An 11,393-nucleotide genomic window follows, 5' to 3' on the forward strand; every position below is an offset into this window, starting at 1 on the left:
ACACTTAATATTCAATAAACCTCTTAAAATCATGAAGAAGACACTATTCCGAGGCCTTTTTTTGGCGGTGACATTACTGTCCGGCCTCAATGTATTGGCCCAAAGTAAGCTGGTGGTCAATGCGGACCAAGGAAAGACCCAGATTAGCCGACATATTTATGGCCATTTCAGCGAACACTTAGGCCGCTGTATTTATGGCGGTATCTGGGTGGGAGCAGATTCCGATATTGAAAACATAGACGGTTATAGGACGGATGTTTTCCAGGCCTTAAAAAACCTGAATATCCCCAACCTAAGGTGGCCAGGAGGCTGTTTTGCCGATGAATACCACTGGACAGACGGCATTGGCCCGAAGAGTGAAAGGCCAAAGATGATCAACACCCACTGGGGTGGCGTGACCGAGGATAATTCTTTTGGTACGCACGAATTCCTGACTTTCTGCGAAATGTTGGAGACCGAGCCTTACATCACCGGAAATGTGGGAAGCGGATCTGTGGAGGAAATGTCCAAGTGGGTGGAGTACATCAATTTTGACGGGGTGAGTCCCATGGCAGATCTTAGGAAAAGAAACGGCCGTGAGGAACCTTGGCAGATAAAATACTGGGGTGTAGGCAACGAAAGCTGGGGCTGTGGAGGAAACATGACGCCCGAGTACTATGCCAATGAGTACCGAAGATACGCCACTTTTGCCAGGAATTATCCCGGAGCCAATCTCTATAAGATCGCCGGTGGAGCCAATGCCACGGATTATAACTGGACAGAGGTATTGATGAAAAACATTCCCCTGCACATGATGGACGCCATGTCCCTGCATTATTATACCATCCCGGGATCTTGGGGCAACAAAGGTTCCGCCACGGAGTTTTCGAAAGAAGAGTACCTGACCACCTTGGAGAAGGCGGCGTTTATGGATCAGCTTTTGGTGAACCATGGAACCAGAATGGACAAGTATGATCCCAATAAAAGGGTGAAATTGATTGTGGACGAATGGGGGACCTGGTATAATGTGGAACCCAATACCAACCCAGGCTTCCTTTATCAGCAAAATACACTGAGGGATGCCTTTGTAGCTGCCATTACCCTGAATATCTTCAATAAGCATGCTGACCGCGTTCATATGGCCAATTTGGCCCAAACGGTGAACGTACTTCAAGCTTTGATTCTGACCGATGAGGAGGAAATGCTATTGACTCCTACCTACCACGTGTTTGATCTTTACAAACCGCACATGGATGCCACTTTGCTGCCTTCCTTCCTGAATTCTGATCAAGTGGAGGCGGGCAATGTGAAAATGGATGCCTTAAATGCTTCCAGTTCCTTGTCGGAGGACGGAACGGTGAATATCAGCATCGCCAACGTGGATCCGGACAAAGACATTGATTTGGACGTATTTCTACATGGTACGGATGCAAAATCGGTAAGCGGACGATACCTGACCGCTCCGGAACTTAATTCGCACAATTCTTTCGAAAACAAAGAGGTGGTGAGCATAAAAGAGTTCAAGGACTTCAAGTGGAACAAAGAGGTGCTGAAGGTAAAGGTACCAGCAAAGTCCGTGATAGTTCTTCAGGTAAAATAGTGTAGTATTGCTCTATAGTCTTGAGTACTGAGTATTTAGTAGTGAGACGAAAGCAGTGGTCTGTAGACAAAGGTCTGTGGACTCAATACTTAGTAAGCAATAACCAATAATCAATAACGAAAGCATGAATAAAAACTTTGTCATCGGTCTGGATTACGGTTCTGATTCTGTCAGGGCAGTAATCGTCAATACAGCGGACGGGGAGGTAAAAGCCAGCCATGTGTTCTGGTATCCCCGATGGAAGGAAGGGAAATATTGTGATCCGGTGAAAAACCGGTTCAGACAGCATCCTTTGGATCATCTGGAAGGTTTGGAAGTGACCATCAAGGCTGTGATAAAAGAATCCGGTATACCTGCAGAACAGATCAAAGGGATCTGTGTGGATACCACCGGTTCTTCACCGATGGCAGTGGATCAGAAAGGCCAGCCTTTGGCCCTTTCCCCGGAATTTGCCGAAAATCCCAATGCGATGATGGTGCTCTGGAAGGATCATACGGCCATTAAGGAAGCTGATGAGATCAACGAACTGGCCAGAAGCTGGGGAGGTGAAGATTATACCAAATACGAAGGCGGTATCTATTCCTCCGAATGGTTCTGGGCAAAGATCCTTCATGTGATCCGTGAAGATGAAGCCGTGGCCAATGCGGCCTATTCCTGGATGGAACACTGTGATTTCATTACAGCAGAACTGATCGGTTCAGAGGATCCGCTCAGTGTAAAAAGAAGCCGTTGTGCAGCGGGACACAAGGCCCTTTGGCATGACAGCTGGGGAGGATTGCCCCCTAAGGAGTTTTTAGGCAAGCTGGATCCTAGATTGGCCGAACTGAAAGAAAGACTTTATTCAGCAACCTATACTTCGGATCTTCCTGCAGGCAAGCTGAGTGCCAAGTGGGCTGAAAAGCTGGGCCTCAGTGCTATTACCGTGGTAGCAGTGGGTACATTTGACGCCCATGCCGGTGCTGTAGGGGGAGAAGTAGCTGAAAACACCTTGGTCAAGGTAATGGGGACCTCTACCTGTGATATCATGGTGGCCTCTTATGATGCGATCGGTGATAACCTGGTAAAAGGGATTTGCGGACAGGTGGACGGTTCTGTAATTCCGGGCACCATTGGCCTAGAGGCCGGACAGTCCGGTTTCGGGGATGTGTTGGCTTGGTTCAAAAACCTGGTGGTGAAGCCTACGGCTGATATCATCAGGGCCAGTAAGCAGCTGGAAGAAAGCCAAAAAGAGGCCTTGATCAAAGAAATTGACGATCAGTTGCTGATCAAACTTACCGAGGAGGCTTTGCAGATTCCGCTTTCTGAGACGGCTCCAGTAGCCTTGGACTGGGTAAATGGCCGAAGAACCCCTGATGCCAACCAAGGGCTGAAAGGTGCCTTGATGGGCTTGAGCATGGGGACTGATGCTGCCAGGGTGTTCAAGGCCTTGGTGGAATCCATTTGCTTTGGTTCCAAGAAAATTGTGGACCGTTTCCGAGAGGAGGGGGTACAGATAGACGCGGTGATCGGTATGGGCGGCGTGGCCAAAAAGTCCAAGCTGGTGATGCAGACCATGGCGGACGTGTTGAACATGCCGATCAAGATTGCTACTTCTGATCAGGCTCCTGCACTGGGTGCGGCCATGTATGCAGCGGTTGCGGCCGGCATCCATCCGAGCACAGAAGCTGCCATTGCTGCGATGAGCAACGGTTTTGACGCGGTTTATGAACCGATTGCTGAAAACGTGACCGTTTACGAAAAACTATATGCCCAATACGTCGAGTTTGGAACCTTTGTGGAAGGTGAAAAAGCGGTGGCATTGGCCGAATAAATAAAACCCGAAATATGCATTAGCCTATCTGTTGCGGACTGAAACTGGTTTAAAATCAGTTGCTTCGCTGCTGTTTTCGACTTCGCCATAGCGGTGCTATGCCTCAGTCTCCAAACAGCCTGATTTTCTTACATTTTCAGTCCTCACTACGATTCCCAATGCATAATCCGGGTTAATAACCACTGACAGCCGAAAGCCTCTTCGCCCTGGTGAAGGGGCTTTTTTATTGGATCGGTATAATAAATCCATTCTGGCAAATTCGGGTCAGTTGGAGAGCTGGCTCATTCCGGCCTGGTAAAGTCGTCCACTTCCATTGACTTGTACTTGTTTCCTGCTGATTTTTGCTGATGAAATTTGACCCTGTTTTTTCAGAGCTGTTCAGTATTCCAAAACCGTTCCGGATTTATAACGGAGCTGTTCCAGATTTGCATCGAAGCTATTCAGAATTTATATATGTGCTGTTCCGGATTTGCAATCCGGAACCATAATGGGATTTACGGTATCCCTATTGCAAATTAGATAGGCCTTTATCCAGGGCAGCTGAACTGCTGTATGCTGATACTTCCGTTTTTTTGGATGACCAGCCTAATCTCATCGGCTGAGTCAGGGAGCTGAAAAACCTGCTGTTCCCTCAATAGGAAATGCTAATGACTATCAGGCTTCACCTTGAGATGCAAACCAGTTAAAGTATAATGAAGAATGAAAAAACTGAAATCCGAGTTGCAAACTCGGATTAGCGAGGTTTAATGAATTTATAACGGAGCTGTTCCAGATTTGCATCGAAGCTATTCAGAATTTATATATGTGCTGTTCCGGATTTGCAATCCGGAACCGTATTAAGATTTACGGTATCCCTCTTCCAAATTAGACAGGCCTTTATCCAGGGCAACTGAACTGCTGTATGTCGATACTTCCGTTTTTTTGGATCACCAGCCTAATCTCATCGGCTGAGCCAGGGAGCTGAAAAACCTGCTGTGCCCTCAATAGGAAATGCTAATGACTATCAGGCTTCACCTTGAGATGCAAACCAGTTAAAGTATAATGAATGGTCTGAAATCCGATTTACAAACTCGGATTAGCGAGGATGCACATAGATCCATAATAGACTGATATCGGACGCTGTTCCGGATTTGCAATCCGGAACCAATAAGTAACTCGGATGTGGATTTGTAATCCGGAAGGTTCTGTTGTGCTTTTTTCAATCGCACAACTGGCATTATCATTAACCAAAGCCTCTGGAGAGTAACTGCTCAAGCAAATCACCGACATAATAGGCGACCACCGCAGCGATGGCACCCAGAAAAAGGGTTTCCAATACTCCTTTCCACATTTTGGTTTGGTTTACATGGGCTTTTAATAGGCCAATAAGGGCAAAACCGGCTCCGGTCAGCAGGGAGGTAATCAGAAAAACATTTTTGTCAAGAGGCAAAAAGTAATCCCAAACGTATACTGATAAGGGGATCAATCCGATCGCGATGAAAGAGATATAGGTAAAAAAGCCAATCCAAAATGGGTTCTTTTTATCCTTGATCATCTCCAGTTCTTCCTTCATCATTACATCCACCCAGCGGTCTTTGTCCTTGGTAATGGTTTCCACTACCTGTTCCAGCAATTCGCCCTCAAATCCTTTTTCTTTATAGATTTCCCTGATTTCCTCTTTTTCATCCCTGGGCATGTGTTTGATTTCCCAATATTCTCTTCTGCGGTGTTTATGGTAATTGTCCCTTTCGGTTTTGGCTGCTAAATAAGCCCCAATGGACATAGAAAAGCCATCCGCCAGTAAATTGGCGAAGCCAAGAATGATAATGATGGAACTGTTTAGTCCTGCTCCGACTGAGCCCGCTACCACGGCAAAAGTGGTCACGCAACCATCAATACCACCATAAACAAATTCCTTTAGGTACTTTTCAAAATTGGAGGGAGAGGCATTTTCCTCTTGGATGTGTTTTGCCGGATCCTCTATGTTTTCCATCGTGTTAGTGCTAATGACCTGGAACTGGCCTCTTTGTTAACAATATACCGATTTTATACACTAAATCTAAGGCATGATCGAGTCACGGAGCTGTTCCAGATTTGCATCGAAGCTATTCAGAATTTATATATGTGCTGTTCCGGATTTGCAATCCGGAACCGTATTAAGATTTACGGTATCCCTATTGCAAATTAGATAGGCCTTTATCCATGGCAGCTGAACTGCTGTATGTCGATACTTCCGTTTTTTTGGATGACCAGCCTAATCTCATTGTCTGAGTCAGGGAGCTGAAAAACCAAGGTGGTTTCGTTTCTTTTGATCAATCGGGGAGCGATAAAATCCCCGCTGTTTTCATCGAACAACAGATGGCCGTTACGCATGTGGTGGAAGACTTCATTGAAGGAGAGCTTATCAAAGGTGTAAATATGGGAAAAACAGTCTTGGTAGGCTGAGACCGTATACGTAGCGTTTTCAAATAGGGTGACCTTGCTGGAAACAGGGTAGTTTTTACCATACAGTTCCACCGTATCTTTGGCTTCTTTGGTGCCCTGTTTTTTGCCAAGAAGTTGTGGGAACGTTGTGGTAGGTTGGTTGGGGGATAAGGAGGGAGGGATATCGGAGAGGTCTCCGCTGAAGACGTATCCGCTTTGATCCTTCCTTTTTACCTCGAGCCAGGTACCAGTCAGTTCAAGTTGCATATGGACTTTTTGGGAAGCGGATTTCTGGGTGCTGTGGAGGATTTCCAACCTTTCTCCGGGGACCAGGGAGGAGATGGTCCTTGCATTTTCACTGGGCCGTGATTTTAATTCCGTACCCAGATAATTGATCACGTAAACGGAGGTGCCTGCCTTAAAATCTTTGGCAGATAAGCCTAGACAGAGCAGCAGTGAGAAAAGGAGAAGACATGCCTTTTTCATAATGATAGCGGTTTTGGTGAATAATCTACCGAAACAAGGATCAAGGCATAGGTCTAAGCAAGGTAATTGTAATTTACATAAAACTAATTGTTTTTCAATGGGTTGGGAGGGTTTTCCTGACGGAGGTCTTACTTTCTGACAGAGGATTCCCTGATATGTAACTGGGCATTCAACACAATTTTTTTCTGAATCGGCCTTCCCTCGTAGATTTGTTCTAAAATCACCTTGGCGGCATTTCGACCAATATCATAAGTAGGGTGGGCTACGGAAGTGAGGTTGGGCTCGACCACAGTGGCATGGAACTCGTCTGAGAATCCCGCCAGCAGAATGTCATCGGGGATCTTGAAACCGCTGTTTTTGATCTCCTTCATGGCGGCAAAGATTACGGTGTCGTTGACCCCGAGGATGGCATCGGGTCTTTCGGGCAAGTTCAGCAGTTTACGGATGGCGGTCGCTGCTTTGCCAGGTGATAGGTCCGTATGGACAAGGTATTTTTTGTCAAAGGGGATGCCGGTTTCTTCCAGCCCTTGGAGATAGCCTTCTGCCCTTTCCTTTACAATGTTCAGGTGCTTTGGGCCGGTAATGTGCGCTATTTTCCTGGCCCCGTTGGCATGAAAGTGCGTGGTGATGTCCTTGGCCATGGAGACATTGTCCACTACCACGGTGGAAACCTGTTTTTCGAGACAAATCCTGTCAAAGAAGACCAGGGGAACCTCATGGTCCAGGACTTTTTGGAAGTGTTCCGTGGTATTGCTGTTCTGGGCCAGGCATACGATCAGCCCGTCAATCCTCAGGTTCAGCAGGTTGTTGACACATTCGATTTCTTTTTGGAGGGATTCTTTGGAGGAGGAAATCACAATATAATACCCCGCTTGCTGCAGCTCATCTTCGATGCCCGCGATGATGGAGGAGAAAAAGTAAGTGACCAGATCCGGAACGATCACCCCAATTACCCGGGTTTGTTGCCGCAGCAGTCCCATGGCCAAAGGGTTGGGGATATAGTTCCACTTTTGGGCCAAGGCCTGAATTTTTTTGGTCAGGACTTTATCGATGTCCGGATGATCTTTGAGAGCCCTCGATACGGTGGAAATGGAAACCCCTATTTCTTTGGCCAAATCTTTCAGTGTGACCCGCTTCTTTTTCATGTAACAAATTAATTTAAATTATTTTCAACCCGCAAACCTTTTCGCAAAGCTTTGCAGGTTGAAAGGCTTGAATATCTGGCGTTAGAACTGTTTTTTTCAGCGGATTATTAATTATCTTGGTGTCCTTTTCCTAAAATAACTAATTAAGAAATGACATTACAACCCTTAGGTAACACCGGGATTCAGGTGCCTGCTATCATTTTTGGCACCAGTGCATTGGGCAATTTATTTACCGCCCTGGATCCCAAAGTGAAGCAGGAGATCGTTGCAGAGAGCATCCGTTACACACAGCCACAAACATTCTTTGATTCAGCAGGAAAATACGGGGCCGGTTTGGCCTTGGAGTCTTTGGGCACTGCGCTTAATGCGCTGGGTGTACCCAAGGACCAAGTCGTTGTGAGCAACAAACTTGGCTGGGTAAGGGCTCCCTTGCTCACCGAAGAGCCCCAGTTTGAGAAAGGAATTTGGAGGGACCTGAAGCATGACGCTGTACAGAAAATCAGTTATAAAGGGATTTTGGAGTGTTTTGAGGAAGGCAATCAACTGCTGCAAGGGTATTCCACGCAATTGGCCTCGGTTCATGATCCGGACGAATACCTCGCTAAGGCGACCAATGAAGAGGAAGAAAAGGCCTTATTCAATGATATCCTAGAAGCTTACAGGGCTTTGGAAGACCTGAAGAAGCAAGGTTTGGTCAAGGGTATCGGCGTCGGAGCGAAAGACTGGAAAGTGATTCCAAGGATTTACAAGCATATCAAGCTCGATTGGGTGATGATTGCCAATAGCATGACCATCATGTCCCACCCTCAGGATTTATTGGCCTTTATGCAACAACTGGCCGATGACGGTGTGGGGATTTTGAATTCCGCCGTTTTCCATTCTGGATTTTTGGTAGGAGGAGACTATTTTGATTACCAGCTGATCAAGCGGGATATGCCTGAACACCGGGCGAAATTTGAGTGGAGGGACAAGTTTTTTGCCGTGTGTAAAGAATTCAATATCACGCCGGCCCATGCCAGTGTCCAGTTTGGCCTATCGGCACCTGGGGTGACCAGTGTGGCCCTGAGTACTACCGAGCCGGAGAAGGTGAAGCGAAATGTGGATTCCACGGTCAATACACTTCCCGAAGAATTTTGGTCGGAATTAAGGAACCGGGACTTGCTCCATGACTATAGTCCTGTTTAATTTGAACTAAACAATTTACCCGTATATAAAATGAATAACCAATCGAAATCGGCACTGGTGTCCAAATCGACACTGCTGCCCTTTATTTTGCTTACCAGCCTTTTCTTACTGTGGGGCTTGGCCAATAACATGACCGACACCCTGTTGGCAGCGTTCAAGAAGATCCTCAGTATGACGGATACCCAGACCTCCTGGATCCAGATGGCCTTTTACGGCGCCTACTTCTGTCTTGCCCTGCCAGCGGCCATTTATATCAAGAAATATACCTATAAGTCGGGGGTACTCTTGGGACTCGGGCTTTTTGCCGTGGGAGGACTGTTGTTCTATCCTGCCAGTATCCTGATGTCCTATGGCTTCTTCCTGTTTGCCCTGTATGTATTGGCCGGCGGCCTTTCCATATTGGAGACTTCCGCAAACCCTTATATCATGGTGATGGGACCGGAGGATTCTGCCACCAGACGTCTGAATTTGGCCCAATCTTTTAACCCGGTAGGCTCCATCATCGGGGTGCTGCTCAGCAAATTGTTTATCCTCTCTCAACTGAACGTGGCAGAAGCCGACGAGCGGAGCCAGATGACCGCGGAGCAGTTGCAGCAGGTAAGGCAAGCGGAACTGGATGCGGTGATGAGCACTTATGTGGGGGTAGCCTTGTTCCTGGTATTGGTTTGGTTGCTGATCAAGTTTACCAAAATGCCCACCGCTTCTGAAAATGAAGAGCAGGATTCCCTGGCCAATGGTTTCAAGCGGCTTTTTGCCAATAAGAACTATACTTTCGGGGTACTGACCCAGTTCTTTTACGTGGGTGCGCAGATCGGTGTGTGGTCTTTTACCATCCGCTATATCATGCAGGAGCTTCAGCTCAATGAAAGTGATGCCTCTGATTATTATATGGCGGCCATCGTGCTTTTCACAGCCAGTAGGTTCCTGTTTACAGGATTGATGAAATACATCCGTCCAAGCATGCTGATGGCCATCTCGGCATCATTGGCGATTGCCTTGACCATGGTGGTGATTTTTGCCCAGGGAATGGTAGGTGCTGTGGCTTTGGTAGCCATCTCCGGTTGTATGTCCTTGATGTTCCCGACCATTTATGGTCTGGCAGCAGAGGGACTGGGCAGGGACACCAAACTGGGCGGTTCCGGACTGATCATGGCCATCCTGGGGGGAGCTGTTTTCCCCGTGATCCAAGGTTTTGTCTCTGACAGCCTCGGCAGTATCCAGTTTTCCTTCTTTGTACCGGCATGCTGTTACCTGATGGTGGTGGCTTATGGCGTGTACCATTATAGGCATAAAAAAGAGATTCCGGCAATGGCCAGTCATGCCTGATCCTACAGGATGGAAGATTGCAGTAAAAGTTGATTTTTGTACCATACAAACTCAGTGAAGAAAGTCCTGAATAAAAATTTGGTGTAATCATATGAAAGTATTGACGTGTAGCGAGCCGGGAGTATTTGAATACGGAGAAGACTCCAGGCCGGCTCTGGAGCCTGGAAAGGCCATCATAAAAATCAAGCGTATCGGTATCTGTGGTACCGACCTTCATGCCTATGAAGGTACGCAGCCCTTCTTCAACTACCCAAGGGTGCTGGGGCACGAGCTGTCCGGTGAACTGGTGGAGGTGGATGGTGCAGAAGGGTATCAGCCTGGAGACCTGGTGACCATTATCCCTTATTTCAACTGTGGAGAATGCGTGGCCTGCAAAGCTGGTAAACCGAACTGCTGCGCTAAGATCAGTGTCTTTGGCGTGCATGAGGATGGGGGAATGAAAGAATTCATTTCAGTGCCTTCCTCCGCTTTGGTGAAGCAGGAGGGCCTGACACTGGAGCAGTTGGCACTGGCTGAGCCTTTGGCCATCGGTGCCCATGGAGTGCGAAGGGCAGGTGTTAATCCCGGAGAATTTGTTATCGTGATGGGAGCCGGTCCGATAGGATTGGGCGTGATGGAGTTTGCCCGAATAGTAGGAGGGAAAGTCATCGCCATGGATATCAATGAAGACCGCTTGCAATTCTGTAGGGAAGTGCTGGGCGTGGACCATACGGTGAATGCCAAAGGCGACTATAAAGCCGAAATCGAAAAGATCACTGGAGGAAGCTTTGCCGAGTCGGTGATCGATGCCACGGGAAGTTCTATTGCCATACACAATGGTTTTGAGCTGATGGCGCATGGAGGCCGTTATGTCCTGGTCGGCCTGCAGAAAGGCCCGATCGAATTCAGCCATCCGGAATTCCATAAAAGGGAGTCCACCCTGATGAGCAGCAGGAATGCTACCAGGGAGGATTTTGACAATGTATTGAAGGCTTTAAAAGACAAGAAGGTCAAGGCGGAATCCTATATCACCCATCAGGTGGATTTCGATCAGATCAAGGACGATTTTGAATCCTGGCTGGATCCGGCCAATAAAGTCATTAAAGCAATGGTAAGTTTATAAAAAAAAAGTGGGCCTCAAAGCCCACTTTTTTTATGAATAAGGAAACAAAAGCAACCCCGATCCTGTCCAGTAATGACAGAATCCACCGGGAAAAATAGCGCCCCTGTCTTCACAATCCTGTCGGGTATTTAAAACAATATGTATATCCGCAAAGTCACCAGTAGCTATAAATGATAAAACCATATCTCACAACTGTCCGCCAGGTAGATCTATGAAATCAGTGAGAAAAAACTTTTCTAATGTAATTACGGATAATATTATCTGTGTATCCGCAATGTTGCACATAACCAAATCTTATAAGGTTCCTGTTGTTTTCTGTTCTTTTCCATTGATGAAAAGAACCAAAAATCTAGGCCA

Annotated in this window: 8 protein-coding genes; 5 read left to right on the top strand and 3 right to left on the bottom strand. The window is 47.0% G+C overall.

Annotation, left to right across the window (positions count from 1 at the left end):
- The first annotated feature begins 31 nt into the window (after positions 1-31).
- Entirely contained in the window at positions 32-1,579 is a 1,548-nt protein-coding gene (locus tag ACYVAA_RS16690; protein ID WP_460543830.1) for an alpha-N-arabinofuranosidase, read from the top strand.
- 124 nt (positions 1,580-1,703) lie between these two features.
- The gene (locus ACYVAA_RS16695) at positions 1,704-3,389 is read left to right on the top strand and encodes a ribulokinase (protein WP_460543832.1); all 1,686 of its coding nucleotides are present in this window, start codon (positions 1,704-1,706) and stop codon (positions 3,387-3,389) included.
- Between the two features lie 1,222 nt (positions 3,390-4,611).
- On the opposite strand, the gene ACYVAA_RS16700 is transcribed toward ACYVAA_RS16695, so the two are convergent.
- From ACYVAA_RS16700 to ACYVAA_RS16710, 3 genes are all read right to left on the bottom strand, one after another.
- Complete coding sequence (locus ACYVAA_RS16700; RefSeq protein ID WP_460543834.1) at positions 4,612-5,361, bottom strand: VIT1/CCC1 transporter family protein; 750 nt, start codon at positions 5,359-5,361, stop codon at positions 4,612-4,614.
- Positions 5,362-5,564: 203 nt separating this feature from the next.
- Positions 5,565-6,278 (bottom strand): SH3 domain-containing protein, encoded by a 714-nt coding sequence (locus ACYVAA_RS16705; RefSeq protein ID WP_460543836.1) that lies wholly within the window; start codon positions 6,276-6,278, stop codon positions 5,565-5,567.
- A gap of 128 nt (positions 6,279-6,406) precedes the next feature.
- Positions 6,407-7,423, bottom strand: coding sequence for a LacI family DNA-binding transcriptional regulator (locus ACYVAA_RS16710; protein ID WP_460543839.1), 1,017 nt, complete (start codon positions 7,421-7,423; stop codon positions 6,407-6,409).
- A gap of 150 nt (positions 7,424-7,573) precedes the next feature.
- Between ACYVAA_RS16710 and ACYVAA_RS16715 the strand changes: the two genes are divergently transcribed.
- From ACYVAA_RS16715 to ACYVAA_RS16725, 3 genes are all read left to right on the top strand, one after another.
- Positions 7,574-8,608, top strand: coding sequence for an aldo/keto reductase (locus ACYVAA_RS16715; RefSeq protein ID WP_460543842.1), 1,035 nt, complete (start codon positions 7,574-7,576; stop codon positions 8,606-8,608).
- Between the two features lie 30 nt (positions 8,609-8,638).
- The gene (gene fucP / locus ACYVAA_RS16720; RefSeq protein WP_460543845.1) at positions 8,639-9,934 is read left to right on the top strand and encodes a sugar MFS transporter; all 1,296 of its coding nucleotides are present in this window, start codon (positions 8,639-8,641) and stop codon (positions 9,932-9,934) included.
- 91 nt (positions 9,935-10,025) lie between these two features.
- Entirely contained in the window at positions 10,026-11,036 is a 1,011-nt protein-coding gene (locus tag ACYVAA_RS16725; RefSeq protein WP_460543848.1) for a zinc-binding alcohol dehydrogenase family protein, read from the top strand.
- Positions 11,037-11,393 lie beyond the last annotated feature (357 nt).

The organism is Echinicola sediminis, assembly GCF_054777495.1.

Coding starts and splice junctions, on each gene's coding strand:
- ACYVAA_RS16690 (WP_460543830.1), top strand. CDS start 32: ATGAAGAAGACACTATTCCGAGGCCTTTTTTTGGCGGTGACATTACTG.
- ACYVAA_RS16695 (WP_460543832.1), top strand. CDS start 1,704: ATGAATAAAAACTTTGTCATCGGTCTGGATTACGGTTCTGATTCTGTC.
- ACYVAA_RS16700 (WP_460543834.1), bottom strand. CDS start 5,361: ATGGAAAACATAGAGGATCCGGCAAAACACATCCAAGAGGAAAATGCC.
- ACYVAA_RS16705 (WP_460543836.1), bottom strand. CDS start 6,278: ATGAAAAAGGCATGTCTTCTCCTTTTCTCACTGCTGCTCTGTCTAGGC.
- ACYVAA_RS16710 (WP_460543839.1), bottom strand. CDS start 7,423: ATGAAAAAGAAGCGGGTCACACTGAAAGATTTGGCCAAAGAAATAGGG.
- ACYVAA_RS16715 (WP_460543842.1), top strand. CDS start 7,574: ATGACATTACAACCCTTAGGTAACACCGGGATTCAGGTGCCTGCTATC.
- fucP (WP_460543845.1), top strand. CDS start 8,639: ATGAATAACCAATCGAAATCGGCACTGGTGTCCAAATCGACACTGCTG.
- ACYVAA_RS16725 (WP_460543848.1), top strand. CDS start 10,026: ATGAAAGTATTGACGTGTAGCGAGCCGGGAGTATTTGAATACGGAGAA.